The sequence below is a fragment of the Bradyrhizobium sp. STM 3566 genome (assembly GCF_045571445.1).
Taxonomy (GTDB): Bacteria; Pseudomonadota; Alphaproteobacteria; order Rhizobiales; family Xanthobacteraceae; genus Bradyrhizobium; species Bradyrhizobium vignae.
Window position 1 is genome coordinate 5,263,245 of record NZ_CP120692.1, and the last position, 13,010, is coordinate 5,276,254.

12 protein-coding genes and 1 pseudogene are annotated in these 13,010 nt (G+C 64.9%); 10 read left to right on the forward strand and 3 right to left on the reverse strand.

Going from position 1 to position 13,010, the window contains the following annotated elements; all coding sequences use genetic code 11:
* Window positions 1–22 precede the first annotated feature (22 nt).
* On the forward strand, window positions 23–880 hold the full coding sequence (locus P6U27_RS25275) for a VOC family protein (protein WP_122404430.1): 858 nt from the start codon (window positions 23–25) through the stop codon (window positions 878–880).
* 9 nt (window positions 881–889) lie between these two features.
* Window positions 890–1,042 (forward strand): annotated as a pseudogene (locus tag P6U27_RS25280) (transglycosylase SLT domain-containing protein); the annotation flags it as partial.
* 82 nt (window positions 1,043–1,124) lie between these two features.
* Here P6U27_RS25280 and P6U27_RS25285 read toward each other — a convergent pair.
* Window positions 1,125–2,192: a DUF1236 domain-containing protein gene (locus tag P6U27_RS25285; protein WP_122404431.1), complete on the reverse strand. Its 1,068-nt coding sequence runs from the start codon at window positions 2,190–2,192 to the stop codon at window positions 1,125–1,127.
* 99 nt (window positions 2,193–2,291) lie between these two features.
* Here P6U27_RS25285 and P6U27_RS25290 point away from each other — a divergent pair, with 99 nt between their 5' ends.
* Window positions 2,292–2,753 (forward strand): NUDIX domain-containing protein, encoded by a 462-nt coding sequence (locus P6U27_RS25290; RefSeq protein ID WP_407192763.1) that lies wholly within the window; start codon window positions 2,292–2,294, stop codon window positions 2,751–2,753.
* Between the two features lie 35 nt (window positions 2,754–2,788).
* Here P6U27_RS25290 and P6U27_RS25295 read toward each other — a convergent pair whose 3' ends face one another.
* The gene (locus P6U27_RS25295) at window positions 2,789–3,772 is read right to left on the reverse strand and encodes a tripartite tricarboxylate transporter substrate binding protein (RefSeq protein ID WP_122404433.1); all 984 of its coding nucleotides are present in this window, start codon (window positions 3,770–3,772) and stop codon (window positions 2,789–2,791) included.
* A 419-nt stretch (window positions 3,773–4,191) separates the two neighbouring features.
* On the opposite strand from P6U27_RS25295, the gene P6U27_RS25300 reads away from it, so the two are divergent.
* The 4 genes from P6U27_RS25300 (at window position 4,192) to P6U27_RS25315 (ending at window position 7,293) form a co-directional block, all read left to right on the forward strand.
* Entirely contained in the window at window positions 4,192–4,842 is a 651-nt protein-coding gene (locus P6U27_RS25300) for a hypothetical protein (RefSeq protein WP_245509590.1), read from the forward strand.
* Window positions 4,843–4,888: 46 nt separating this feature from the next.
* Entirely contained in the window at window positions 4,889–5,125 is a 237-nt protein-coding gene (locus P6U27_RS25305; protein ID WP_407194481.1) for an HGGxSTG domain-containing protein, read from the forward strand.
* Between the two features lie 256 nt (window positions 5,126–5,381).
* Window positions 5,382–6,902, forward strand: a complete 1,521-nt coding sequence (locus tag P6U27_RS25310; RefSeq protein WP_407192764.1) for a CHAD domain-containing protein — start codon at window positions 5,382–5,384, stop codon at window positions 6,900–6,902.
* A gap of 10 nt (window positions 6,903–6,912) precedes the next feature.
* The gene (locus P6U27_RS25315) at window positions 6,913–7,293 is read left to right on the forward strand and encodes an avidin/streptavidin family protein (RefSeq protein ID WP_245162671.1); all 381 of its coding nucleotides are present in this window, start codon (window positions 6,913–6,915) and stop codon (window positions 7,291–7,293) included.
* Window positions 7,294–7,417: 124 nt separating this feature from the next.
* Here P6U27_RS25315 and P6U27_RS25320 read toward each other — a convergent pair whose 3' ends face one another.
* Window positions 7,418–8,842, reverse strand: a complete 1,425-nt coding sequence (locus P6U27_RS25320; protein WP_122404436.1) for a TAXI family TRAP transporter solute-binding subunit — start codon at window positions 8,840–8,842, stop codon at window positions 7,418–7,420.
* A 300-nt stretch (window positions 8,843–9,142) separates the two neighbouring features.
* Here P6U27_RS25320 and P6U27_RS25325 point away from each other — a divergent pair, with 300 nt between their 5' ends.
* The 3 genes from P6U27_RS25325 (at window position 9,143) to P6U27_RS25335 (ending at window position 12,826) form a co-directional block, all read left to right on the forward strand.
* The gene (locus P6U27_RS25325) at window positions 9,143–10,387 is read left to right on the forward strand and encodes an MFS transporter (protein WP_164937068.1); all 1,245 of its coding nucleotides are present in this window, start codon (window positions 9,143–9,145) and stop codon (window positions 10,385–10,387) included.
* 82 nt (window positions 10,388–10,469) lie between these two features.
* Window positions 10,470–11,663: a M20/M25/M40 family metallo-hydrolase gene (locus tag P6U27_RS25330; RefSeq protein WP_407192765.1), complete on the forward strand. Its 1,194-nt coding sequence runs from the start codon at window positions 10,470–10,472 to the stop codon at window positions 11,661–11,663.
* A 74-nt stretch (window positions 11,664–11,737) separates the two neighbouring features.
* Window positions 11,738–12,826: a mandelate racemase/muconate lactonizing enzyme family protein gene (locus P6U27_RS25335; protein WP_407192766.1), complete on the forward strand. Its 1,089-nt coding sequence runs from the start codon at window positions 11,738–11,740 to the stop codon at window positions 12,824–12,826.
* Window positions 12,827–13,010: the final 184 nt, after the last annotated feature.

The window sequence follows — 13,010 nt, forward strand, 5'->3', positions numbered from 1 at the left end:
AGTTTGCAATCGGGGAAGAACAGTGGCCCTCAAGAACATCATCGGTATCGACCACGCCGTGGTCATGGTGAAGGACCTCGACAAGGCTGCCGACAATTATCGGCAACTCGGCTTCACCGTGTCGCCGCGCGGCACCCACAGCGTCCATATGGGCACGGGCAACTACACCATCATGTTCGACCCCGACTATATGGAGCTGCTCGGCGTGCTAGCTGCGACCGAGCTCAACGCCCCGGCGCGCGCCTTCCTCGACAAGCGCGGCGAAGGTATCGAGCGTATCGCCTTCACCGCAATCGATTCCGCCGCCGGCGCTGCGGAGATCCGTGCACGGGGCCTGGAGGCGATCGGCCCGACCGATTTCGAACGGCCGGTGACGTTGCCAAACGGCACGGTCTCGGCGGCAAAATTCCGCACCTTCATGTGGCCGACCGCCGAAGCACCGGGCGGCGTGCGCATCTTCGCCTGCGAGCACAAGACCCGCGAGACGGTGTGGATTCCCGAATTGATGACCCACGCCAATGCGGCCAGGCGGATCAAGCAGACGCTGATAGCAACGCCGGAGCCGGCCAAGGATGCCGCTCACCTCGCACGTCTGATCGACCGCGAGCCAAAGACCGAGACGGACGGCGCGGTCACGGTGCCCTCCGGCGGCGAGCGCGCCGACTTCGTCTATCTGACGCTGGACCAGCTCGCCAAGCGCTATCCCGGCGTGCCGCTCGCAGGTCTCTCCGAGCGCGGCGGCGCCGCGCTGGTGCTGGTTAGCGCCGATCTCGCGGCGACCGAAAAAGCGCTCGGTTCGGCAGCCGTGCGGAGCGGAGCTGCAATCTGCGTGCCGCCGGCCAAGGCCAACGGCACACTGCTCGCCTTCGTTGCCGGCTGAGAGTTCGCCGATCGCCTATGTCACGCGCTTCGTGAAGCCGCCGAGGCCAGCAGCATTCCGGTGTCGTTCTTCGCGCACCTGCTCTGGCAGGAGAGCCGCTTTCGTTGCAACGAAGTCAGCCCGGCGGGCGCGCCGGGCGTCGCGCAATTCATGCCGGAAACGCCGTTCGCTTCGCCGCTCGAGAACGCTCCGCGAGCTGATGCGGAGATGGAGAAGCCGCTCGATGGAGCGGCTTCCGATGGGCTTAGTCGATCTCCTCGATCACGCGACGCTCGCTGGGCTCGATGACATAGGTCCGGGTGTCGCGATGGATGTAGCGATACTCCCGCAGGTCAGGCGCCTCCCGATAGACCGTGCTCGGGAATTCCTCGACCTCGACAGTGTCCGGGATGCGGTCACCGACATGGATCTCCGTGCGCGCAGTGCTGCCGGTGGTCCGCGCCTCGCCCCGTCCTTCGGTGCGAGTCTTCGCGTGCTTGCGGATCACTTCGCGATCGCGATCCGAAAACTTGCTGGCGCTACGCTCGCGCGTGGTCGTCGTCGTTGTTGCCGTGGACTGCCCCGAATACGGCAGCACCGTCACGATCTTGTAGGTCGCCGGATCGACCACGACGATCTGATCCTTCACCAGCGCAAAGCTGTAGCCGCGATATTGCGGCACGATCTCGACGACGTCGGGCGGCAATGTCGAGAGGTGCACGTCGCGCGGCACCACGGTGCCGACATTGAGCGCGAAATTGACGTTGGTCAGCGGTTGCACGTTCAGGCGCGAGATCGACGCGCTGATCTTGGTCTCCTGCTGCTTGTTGAGGTTGACGTCGGTCTGGGCGGCCGCCTGTGAATTGGTGCTCGAACGCTCGCCCTGCGCCTGATTGCTGGCTGGCGCATTCGGCGCCTGCTGGGCCTGGTTGGTTCCAGATGCAGCGGGAGCCTGCTGGGCCTGGTTCGTGTTCGCCGGCGGCGGGTTGGCGCTCTGCTGCGTCGCAGGTTGGTTGCCGGGTGCATTGGAGCTTGCCGTACCGCTCTGCGACGGAGCGGTCGGGCTTGGGTTGTTGGCGGCATTGGAGGAGCCGGGAGATGGTGTGTTGCTCTGCGCATTCTGGGCCGACGTTCCCGACGTCGATGGTTGCTGCGGTTGCGATGTGGTCTGCTGCCTATCGGCCGCGCCCGACGGCGAGGCGGTGGATGGCGCGGTGGAATTTGACTGTGATTGCGGCGACTGCTGAGACGTCGTGTTCGTGCCTGGCGATTGCGCAAAAGCGGCATTCGCCAGCACCAGCCCCAAGGCCGTGGTTGCCAGCAGGCGGATCATGATTCACTCCCTTTGATCAAAATGAACGTTGGCTACTAACCCACGTTAGGACGCTCTGTTCCAGTTAAGAGGCTGCCCCCAACCTGCACGGAACCTGCAATGCCATCGAAGAGTGCCGGGATCATCGCCTATCGGAAACGCGGGAAAGTCGAGGTGCTCCTCGTTCATCCCGGAGGGCCGTTCTGGCGTAACAAGGATCTCGGCGCATGGTCGATCCCGAAGGGCGAGTACGCGGACGGAGAAGACGCAGAGATTGCCGCGCGACGGGAGTTTGCCGAGGAACTTGGACTTCAGCTGTCCGTGCCGCTGATCGCGCTTGGCCAGGTCAGGCAGCGCGGCAGCAAGCTCGTCACCGCCTTCGCGGCCGAGCTGGACATCGACGTGCGCGGCATTCGCAGCAACACGTTCGAGATGGAATGGCCGCCGCGCAGCGGCAAGCGGCAGGCCTTTCCGGAAGTCGACCGCGCGCAATGGTTCACGCTGGAAGGGGCGCGGGAGAAGATCAACGCCGGACAACGTCCGCTGCTCGATCGGCTGGAGCAGCTGACCGGCGGCGAATAGGCGCGGCGTACTTGCCTGCGCTCGCCGATCGCGCCCTACTCCGCCTTGATGTTCGCCGCCGCCACCACCTCGGCAAGCTCCTTGGTCTCCTTCGCGATCTTCGCGGCATAGTCAGCCTGGCTGAGCACGCGGACGACCCCTTGCGAGCCGAGCTTCTCCTCGACCGCCGGATCCTTGGCAGCGGCGACGATCTCCCGGTGCAGCATCTCCGTGATCGGCGCGGGCGTCGCTTTCGGCATGAAGAAGCCGACCCAGAACGAGATGTCGAAGCCGGGATAACCGGCTTCCGCGACGGTGGGCACATCGGGTAGCGCCGGCAGCCGCTCGGCCGACGACACTGCCAGCGCGCGCAGCTTGCCGGCCTTGACCAGCGGCACGGCCGAGAGCGGATCGAACACCGCCAGGACCTCTTGCGCGAGAATGCCCATCTCGGCGGCCGAGCCGCCGCGATAGGGCACGTGGATCAGCTTGATGCCGGCCTTCTGGCTGAGCAGTTCCATGGCGAGATGGGCGAGATTGCCGTTGCCGCCGGAGCCGTAAGCAAGCGCACCGGGCGCGGCCTTTGCCGCAGCGACGAGATCGGCCACCGATTTGACGTTCGCCGTCTTGGGGTTCTCGGGATTGACGACGAGGACGAGCGGCGCCGACACGACAGTGGTGAGCGGCGCGAAATCCTTTTCCGGATCGTAGCGGATCTCCTTGAACAGCGTCTTGTTGAGCGTGATCGTCGACGAGTTGCAGGCGAGCATGGTGTAGCCGTCCGCATCCGCACGCGCGACGCCTTCGGCGGCGATCATACCGTTGGCGCCGGCGCGGTTCTCGACCACGAAGGGCTGGCCGAGCTTGTTGCCGAGGCGATCGCCGATGATGCGCGCAACGACGTCGACCGGTCCCCCCGCGCTGAAGCCGACCACCACCTTGACCGGCCGCACCGGATATTTCTGCGCGAGGGCATCTGTCGCCAGCACTGCTGCGCATAATCCGGCGATGACTGCCAGCAGGCGGGCCGTTCGTTGCATTCGTTCTCTCCCGGACTTCTTGGCGCCGCTTGTGCGTGTTTGTCGATGCGACGCGTTCATGATTAGCGGACGCGCCGGATTTCGCAATCGCGGTTGGCCGCCGGCATTCCGCCGCACGGCACGTGCACGCCGCTTCCAAACAAAAAATGCGAAAACAACCCCATGCACAGTAGCCGGCCCCTGTCGGAACAAGGACTTGCGCAGGGCGAGAAAATTTTCGGATTTACGAAATCCATTTTGACTCGTCGGGCAAAACAGTGGCATGATGGCATCATCGCAAAAATCGTGAGCATCCCGGCCTGCCCGACTACGGGCCGCCCGACGCGGTTGCGCGTAAACCCTTCATCGGCATCCCGAAATTCGCATTCGCGCGCGACAGCGGACGGTCGCTCGCGCCTGCCCATCAAAGGACACAGAGCATGACGACAGCACCGGCCCGCCACATCACCTCGCCGCTCGCGGCAAGCGATCGCAGCGGCCCGCTCGTGAGCCCGCGCATCAAACTCTACAAGCGGCGCATCGCGATCAGCCATCCCGACCCGCAGGCCGGCGAGCGGCTGCTGGCCGAGGCGCTCGGCGCCGCCGACCGCGACGCGCTGCAGGGCATGCTGAGGCAATTGGTCAAGGCCAGCGCGGTCGGGCAGAGGCCCGATGAGGCCAACCTCGCCTTCATGATCTCGACGATCAGGAGCATCGCGCCGAAAGATTCCATCGAGGCCATGCTGGTCTCCCAGATGGTCTCGGTTCACGTGGCGGCGATGCGTTGCGCATGTCGCCTCGCCTGTACGGATGATCTTGCACAGCAGGAGGGTGTCACCCGCGCATTGACCCGGCTCTCCCGCACCTTCGCCGCCCAGGTCGAAGCACTGAATCGCCACCGCAACAGCGACGAGCGCCCGATCACGGTACAGAACCTGTCGGTGCAGGACGGCGGACGGGCGATCGTGGGCAACGTCACGCAGCATGCGAATGTGATCGTTGCGGAGACCGGCACGATGGATACGGCTGCGGATACGGGAACGAGCGCAGGCTGCGATGCCCACCGCGGAAACGATGGACCCGGAGTGTGAATGGCACCAGCGCATGACCAGCGATCACATCCGTCATACGGATGCAATGCAGTCGAGCCCGCGCTGCGGCGCGCGGACACGCCACGGCACCGCCTGCCGCGCGCCGGCGATGCAAGGCAAGGCACGCTGCCGCATGCACGGCGGCGCGCGGAGATCGGGCGCGCCGAAGGGAAACCGGAATGCGCTCAGACACGGAATGTTCACAGAGGATGGTAGTGCCGAGCGACACCAGGTGCAGGCTTTGCTGGAGGACGCATGGAAGGTTCTGGATGAGCTGAAGTAGGTGGTGGCGCGACCTGCGCGCCAGGATGATCCATGGGCAGGCGCCTCGGCGCGGCGCCCGCGAATTGCCAAACAGCTCCGCGCCCGGTCACCGATCGAGGCTGCAAGATCGCGGCTCCAATCGACCATGCGCGCACCCGGTTCCGTGAAGTCTCAATGACCTGCAAGCTCTGGCACTGCTGGATTGAAATGCTCGCATAAGAGGGGAACTTACCGCCCTTGCGCCGCTTTGCTTCGGCAGCGGAAAGAGCTCCCACATGAACGCAGAGACGGAACTAAAATTCCGGATTGCGCCGCGACAATTGTCATCGGTCTTGCGCAACAACGGTTTGAACGGGCACCGCCGCGACCAGGCCGGGCAGACGCTCGTGTCGACCTACTTCGATACGAACAAGCACAAGCTCAGGCGCCATGGCTTGACGCTGCGGGTCCGGAAGGTCGAAGGGCGCTACGTGCAAACCGTGAAGGCGGGCGGCACGGGCGGAGTGACGCGCGGCGAATGGGAGCGCGAGATCTCCGGTGCAAGCCCTGACCTGAAGAAGACCAGGAAGACGCCTCTGCGACAGCTCGCGACCGGCAAACTCCCTCGCAAGCTGAAGCCGGTGTTCCAGACCAACATTCATCGCAAGGCGCGAGCGAAACGGGTCCGGAACAGCGAGATCGAGCTTGCCGTCGATCAAGGCCGGATCAGCGCCGGGCGGAGGTCGCGACCTGTGTCCGAGCTGGAGCTGGAATTGAAGTCCGGACGCGCTGCAGATCTGTTCCGACTGGCGCGCAAGCTCGAACGCAGCACGGGGGCCGAGCTCGATCTTCGCTCGAAATGCGAGCGAGGCTTCCAGCTGGTCGCAGGCAACGGCGGCGGTGCGCAACACGCCGAGCCGATCGAGCTGAAGCCGGAACTCCCGCCGCGGGATGCGTTCCGCGTCATCGCACATTCGACGCTGCGTCAGATCACGGCCAACGCCGATCCGGTGCGTGACATGGACGTCGAAGGTGTTCATCAGATGCGGGTCGGCCTGCGCCGCTTGCGGGCGGCGATCTCGCTGTTCTCCGACATCCTGCCTCGGGCGAGCACTGCGCGGATCAAGGCCGAGCTGAAATGGCTCACGGGCGAACTGGCGCCGGCGCGCGAGATCGACGTGTTTCTGACGGAGAGCATCGAGCCGATCACCGAGAAGGACGTTCCGCGACGCGGCGCTCGCGCGCTCCGCGTGAAGTTCTCCGGCGAGCGGCAGGCGGCATTCAGGCGTGCCCGCGATGCGGTTGCGTCGGCACGTTATCGCCGCCTGCTCATCGACGTGATCGAATGGATCGAGGCTGGACGGTCTCGCGTCAAGGATGACCGCTCGATCGCCGCTTATGCCGCGCAGGTGCTCGATCGGCGTATCCGGAAGGCGCGCAAGGAGGGCAAGCACCTGAACGATCTCGATCCGATGCAGCGCCACAAGCTACGGATCAAGATCAAGAAGATTCGCTATGCCGTCGATTTCTTCGAAAGCCTTTACAGCGATACCGACCAGAAGGAGCTCGCAGACCTGTCCGACCGGCTGAAGCAAATTCAATCCGCCCTGGGATCGCTCAACGACTTCATGGCCCACCGCGAACTGGCAACCGAGGCTGCGCTGACCGCGCCACCTGCGCACCGCCGTGCTCAGGCTTTCGCGTCAGGCGTCATCGTCGGCCATGAACGCGAGACGGCCGATGGCCTGATGAAGGACGCTGCAACGGAATTGCATCGGCTGCGCAAACTGCGCGTCGTGCCGAATGACCGAGCGTAGGAGAACCGGCATGGCAAGCGACATCGCCTGGGTCGGCAATTGGCGAAATCAATTCGGCTCGATCTTGCGCATCACGGACGACGCGAACGGCCGCATCGAGGGGAATTTCGAGACCGCACTCGATGACAGCGGCTTTTTCGGGCAGGCGGTGCCCGTCACCGGGTTTCACAGAGGCAATTGCATTGCCTTCGTCGCGGTGGGCTCGTCCGTGACGGGGGACCGCGCCGTCTCCTACACCGGACTGCTGCGTCACGGAAAAATAGAGACTGCCTGGTTCGTGATTGCAGACCAGGCCTTGAGCGCGTCCAGGGAAGGCGAGCCGGCAAGGCTGAAGCCAGTGAACTGGTGGCGCGCCGTGACAACGAATGTCGATACGTTCGAGCGGAGCTAGCACTCAGCTCCCCGAGCCGAGGATCACTGCCGACAAGCCAACGGTGCCCCAAATGTCAGGTCTCGCACTTGACGAGGCACGGCAGAGCACGCGGGGCCAGCTACGGCAGGTTCAGATGGCGTCCTCATCCGCGTGGCGTCACGCCCTGGCCGGCTACCGCGCCGCGAACGGTTTCGAAGCTGACACGTTGTAATGCCGCCCGCCTCTCCGCGATGGCGCTGCTCAACAGCTCGAGCACCAGCCCGAATGCCGCGAGCTCCTCTTCTTCGACAGCCCCGTCATCGTAGCACTCGAGTGTCTCGCGGATGATTGCGTCGGCCTCACGCTGGAGTGCAACAAGTTCCTGGTTGGATTCCGCCGTGCGCGCGCTGGAAACCATGGCCAGGATTCTCTTGCGATGGCTGGTGTTGTCCTCTCGTTCGTCGCGGTTCAAATAGCGACGCAACCACGCGACTGCCGAGCCGATTCCGGACAGGAGCAGCAGGCCGAACCAGAAATAATCGCCATAGCGGTCGAGAAAGGTGCGTTCGTTGCCGTCGATGACGGCTGCCGCTCCCCGATGGACCGGCAGCTCGGTGTCCTTCTCGAGGTCTGGCTTGATGATGTGGGCGGCGCCAGGTACATGCCTCGCGATGGCCTGACGCACGGTAAAAAGCTGCCGGAAGAAGGCAGCAACGGTCGTTTCGGACAGGCTCTTTCTTGCTACGATGAGATGGCTGACGCTGACCGTCTCAACCTTGTCATCCGGCCAAGCTGGATCGAAGACGCCGGGCGGTATTTCCTCGGATTCATACCGGGGATGCTTCAGGGCGATTGCCTCCGATGTCTCGACGGCGAGAAACTTCGGCTCGCCTCTTGTGCGCGCTGTCGCAGCGACAGCATCCGACGTGATCCTGCTATCGAGCGGCCCGACCGCCATGAAGGCATCGAGGCTCGGATCGCGCGCCAGCTCCTCGATCTGGTCCGTGCCAAAGTGGGTCACCGCAACCTTGTCCGCCTCCGCCCCGGAGGCGCTCAGGATGACCCGCAGCAACGCGGCATTCGCCGGGGTCCGCCCGATGATGCCGACATGGCGCGCTGTGAGATCGGCAACCTCCTTGATTCTCGGCGCGCGCTTTGTTTTTGGATTCTTGCTTGCAGGTCCAGCCGGCGCCCACAGCACAACGAAGTTCTTGCGCAAGACGGCGACGGTCTGCGCCTCGGCGGGCATTTCCAGATCGGCCCGGCCGATCGCAAGGTCTGCCTTGCCAGCCCCAAGCAGGGCGAGGGACTCGACCGCCCCTTCGGTTTTGATCGGCGACAGCCTGACAGTGCGGCTTTCACCGCCGAAGACGTCGGCCATCGCCTGAATGACTTTGTAATCATCGCTGCCCGGCGGCCCAACCGCGATCTTGAGGCTGTAGGGTCGCAATGCATAGTAGAGCGCACCCGTTGCGGCGCCAAAAACAAGGAATCCAATCGCAAGAACCAGCAGTAAGGAATTGCTCCTTCTCCGCGCTCGACGGCCCGCGTCACTGTGCGTCTGACTAGAACTCTCGGACGAAGACATTGCCGCCGCCACTGCGGATCACAGCGCTTCCTGCCTGGCAGGGTGCCACGCTTTCCCGAACATAACGTCCTGACGGCCATCCTGGTTCACAACCGGCAGAGGCCTGAATGAGTCTGTCGGCGCGTCGTCGGTGAGGCCCGCGGGCATCGGCAGTGCAGGCTGATTGCGGCTGCTTGCCGTTGGTCGTTCGCGGTATCCGGAGAAGCCACATTCCGGAATGAGGGGGTTCCCGCTGCCGCCATTGGCGCCCGATCCGTGATCATGTACGCCGTACAGAAACCTTCTAGGGACGGGACGCTCATGACCACTGCCGCCAACGACGCGGGCATCGCCACCCGCGCGCTGATCTTTGCGCTGCTCGCGCTCGCCTGCGGCCACATGCTCTCGACCTTGCTGCGCACCATTCCGGCCGTCAGCCTCGACCTGATGGCGGCGGATTTCCACATGGAGCCGCAGGCGCTGGCGAGCCTCACCTCGATCTATCATTTCGCCTTTGCGGCGGCCCAGATCCCGGTTGGCGCGGCGATGGACCGGTTCGGCGTGCGGCCGGTGTCGCTGAGCCTGCTGGCAGGAACCGTGTTTGGCGCGGTGGCGTCCGGGTTTGCGACGGGACCGGAAAGCTTCGCCGTCGGGCAGCTGCTGCTCGGCATAGCCACCTCGGGCATGCTGATGTGCCCGATGACGCTCGCAGCCAAGCAATTGTCCGCCGCGCGGTTCGGATTGTGGTCCGGCGCCATTCTCTCGATCGGCAATATCGGCATGCTGCTGTCGTCGAGTCCGCTCGCCTTCGTGATCGACCATTATGGCTGGCGCGCGGGGTTCTGGATCTCGGCGCTCGGCGGCATCCTCGTTGCACTCGCGGTGTTCGCGCTGGTGCCGAACCAGCCGGCCGAGCACAAGGACGACTCCTCGCCGCTGGCGCAGATGATCGAGGTTGTCAGGCTCGGCCTGTCGCGGCCGCTGCGAGGCCTCATCGCGCTGGCGCTGGTGTCGCTGGCGAGCTCGCTGGTGCTGCGCGGCCTGTGGGGCGGGCCATGGCTGATGCAGGTCAAGGGACTGACGCGGGTCGAAGCCGGCAACCAGCTCGGCGCGTTCACGCTGGCGATGATCGCCGGCCCCCTGTGCATCGGCATGGTCGACCGCAGGCTCGGCCGCCGTCGCGAACTGGTCGTCGGCACGCACGCTGTCGCGGCACTGCTGCTCGCACTGATGGCGTTGGGAGCCCCGCACCTTGCCGTTGCATGGCTGTTCGGCGTGACCGTCATGCCGCCGTACTACGATCTGGCACTGTTCGTGCTGATCGGGCTCTTCACCTCCGCGCAGCCGCTGCTGTTCGGCATGTCCAGGCAACTCGTCGACGCGCAGGTCGCAGGGAAAGCACTCGCGGCTCTCAATCTCGCCTTCTTTCTCGGCACTGCGCTGATGCAGTCGGTCACCGGCGCGGTGGCCGCGCTTGCGGGGCTGCCGGCGGTGCTACTGTTCATGGCGGCGGCGCTGGCGCTCGGCGTGCTGATCTTTTTGACTTACACGAGCGCGAATTCGTAGGATGGATGGATAGAGCGAAGAGCTTTAGCCCGCCTAACCGTTCGCCCCCGCGCCGCTGCCTGCATCAAGGGAATTCCAGTCCATGCCTGTCGACCACAAAGCCGCCACCGATCGCCTCATGCGCTTTCTCGCCATCGAGGGCGTGACGGGACAGGAGGCTGCGATCGGGCGCGAGCTTACGGCCGCGCTGAAGGAGGCCGGCGTGCCGGCGAAGGCGATCCGGCTCGACGATGCCAACACGCGCATTCCGGTGCCGACCGAGACCGGCAATCTCATCGTCGATCTGCCCGGCCGCGGCGTGCTGCACAACCAGCCCCGCATCATGTTCATGACCCACATGGACACCGTGCCACTGTGCGCCGGCGCCAGGCCGAAACTGTCGGGGCGCAAGATCGTCAACGAGGCCAAGACCGCGCTCGGCGGCGACAATCGCTGCGGCTGCGGCGTGCTGGTGACGCTGGCCGCCGAGCTCTCACGGCAGAAGCTCGATCATCCGCCGATCACGCTGTTGTTCTGCGTGCGCGAGGAGAGCGGGCTCTACGGCGCGCGGCACGTCAAGCTCGATGAGCTTGGCGCGCCGGCGATGGCCTTCAACTATGACGGCGGCTCGGCGTCCAACGTCGTCATCGGCGCCGTCGGCGCAGATCGCTGGACCGTGGAGATCTTCGGGCGCGCCTCGCATGCCGGCGTCTCGCCCGAGCGCGGCATCTCCGCGACCATGATCATGGCGCTAGCGCTGGCCGACGTGAAGGCCGGCGGCTGGTTCGGCAAGGTGGTGAAGGGCAAGAAGCAAGGCACCAGCAATGTCGGCCCCGTCACCGGCGGCGAGGGCCGCCCCGCGGGCGATGCCACCAACGTCGTCACGGACTACGTGCATGTGCGCGGTGAATGCCGCAGCCATGACGGAAAATTCTTCAAGGAGATCACCAAGGCCTACAAGGCCGCCTTCGAGAAGGCGGCCAAGAAGGTCACCAACGCGCAAGGCAAGTCCGGCAAGGTCAAGTTCAAGGCCGAGACCGACTATTATCCCTTCCGGATGAAGGAGAGCCTGCCGGTGGTCAAACGCGCGATCGAGGCGGTAACGGCCGTGGGCGGAACTCCGAACGTGCGCGCGGCCAATGGCGGGCTGGACGCCAACTGGATGGTCCGTCACGGTATTCCGACCGTGACCTTCGGCGCGGGGCAGAATGAAGCGCACACGATCGACGAATGGATCAATCTCGACGAATACGACCGCGCCTGCGCGCTGGCGCTGCAGCTGGCGACCATGCGGTGAGGTGCCTTGCGCGATGCGCGCTTGCCGAGCGGTGCGCATCGTCCTAGCCTGCAAGAAAAAAACAGGAAGGAACCATGGCGCGCATCGCGACGACCGAGACCGGACTCTACCGGATCCCTCTCCCTATTACGCTCTCCGACTCCACCCATGGCGAGATCGCCGCGTTCGAGCTGATCACCTGCCGCATCCGTGATGCCGATGGCGCCGAGGGTGTCGGCTACACTTACACCGTCGGCCGCAATGGCGGTTCTGTTGCCGACATTCTCGCGCGCGAGATCCCTGCACTGATCGAAGGGCGCGAGGCCGACGACACCGAAGCGATCTGGAATCACGTCTGGTGGACGCTGCATTATGGCGGCCGCGGCGGGCCGGTGGTGCTGGCGCTCTCCGCGCTCGACATCGCGCTGTGGGATTTGAAGGCGCGCCGCGCCAAGCTGCCGCTGTTCCGCCTGCTCGGCGGTTTTGACGCGCGCGTGCCGTGTTATGCCGGCGGCATCGACCTCGATCTCTCCGTCGATGCGCTGCTCGAGCAGACCGACGACAACCTCGCCAAGGGATTTCGCGCCATCAAGATGAAGGTGGGCCGGCCCGATCTCAAGTCCGACATCGCGCGTGTCTCCGCGATGCGACAGCATCTCGGCGACGGCTTTCCGCTGATGGCGGACGCCAACATGAAATGGACGGTCGAGGAGGCGATCCGGGCCGCGCGTGCCTTCGTTCCCTATGACCTGACCTGGCTGGAGGAGCCGATCATTCCCGACGACGTCGCCGGGCACGCGCGCATCATGCAGGCCGGCGGCGTGCCGATCGCGGCGGGCGAGAATCTGCGCTCGGTGTGGGAGTTCAAGAATTACATCGCCGGTGGCGCGGTGTCCTATCCCGAGCCCGACGTCACCAATTGCGGCGGCGTCACTGCCTTCATGAAGATCGCGCGGCTGGCGGAAGCGTTCAACCTGCCGGTCACCAGCCACGGCGCGCACGACATCACCGTGCACCTGCTCGCGGCCTGCCCGAACCGCTCCTATCTGGAGGCGCACGGGTTCGGGTTGGACAAATATATCGAGCATCCGCTGGTGCTGAAGGACGGGCTGGCGCTGGCGCCTGATCGGCCGGGGCACGGCATCGGCTTTGACTGGAAGGGCCTTGCGAAGCTGGCGCCTTAGGGCACCCGTCATGCCGGGCTTGTCCCGAGCATCCACGTTCTTTTCAGCTGCGAAGCAAGACGTGGATGGCCGGGTCAAGCCCGGCCATGACGATGCGGCTGCACGCGAGCCATACCCCTGCGTGGGATGCGTAGGCCCGATAATCCGCTAAGGTGGCGGCAGACAACTTGCGAGAGACACCCAC

Excerpts from the sequence above, each read along its gene's own strand:
- P6U27_RS25320 (WP_122404436.1), bottom strand. The coding sequence starts at position 8,842 with ATGTCTTCGTCCGAGAGTTCTAGTCAGACGCACAGTGACGCGGGCCGT.
- P6U27_RS25295 (WP_122404433.1), bottom strand. The coding sequence starts at position 3,772 with ATGCAACGAACGGCCCGCCTGCTGGCAGTCATCGCCGGATTATGCGCA.
- P6U27_RS25325 (WP_164937068.1), top strand. The coding sequence starts at position 9,143 with ATGACCACTGCCGCCAACGACGCGGGCATCGCCACCCGCGCGCTGATC.
- P6U27_RS25300 (WP_245509590.1), top strand. The coding sequence starts at position 4,192 with ATGACGACAGCACCGGCCCGCCACATCACCTCGCCGCTCGCGGCAAGC.
- P6U27_RS25315 (WP_245162671.1), top strand. The coding sequence starts at position 6,913 with ATGGCAAGCGACATCGCCTGGGTCGGCAATTGGCGAAATCAATTCGGC.
- P6U27_RS25310 (WP_407192764.1), top strand. The coding sequence starts at position 5,382 with ATGAACGCAGAGACGGAACTAAAATTCCGGATTGCGCCGCGACAATTG.
- P6U27_RS25290 (WP_407192763.1), top strand. The coding sequence starts at position 2,292 with ATGCCATCGAAGAGTGCCGGGATCATCGCCTATCGGAAACGCGGGAAA.
- P6U27_RS25305 (WP_407194481.1), top strand. The coding sequence starts at position 4,889 with ATGCAGTCGAGCCCGCGCTGCGGCGCGCGGACACGCCACGGCACCGCC.
- P6U27_RS25335 (WP_407192766.1), top strand. The coding sequence starts at position 11,738 with ATGGCGCGCATCGCGACGACCGAGACCGGACTCTACCGGATCCCTCTC.
- P6U27_RS25330 (WP_407192765.1), top strand. The coding sequence starts at position 10,470 with ATGCCTGTCGACCACAAAGCCGCCACCGATCGCCTCATGCGCTTTCTC.
- P6U27_RS25285 (WP_122404431.1), bottom strand. The coding sequence starts at position 2,192 with ATGATCCGCCTGCTGGCAACCACGGCCTTGGGGCTGGTGCTGGCGAAT.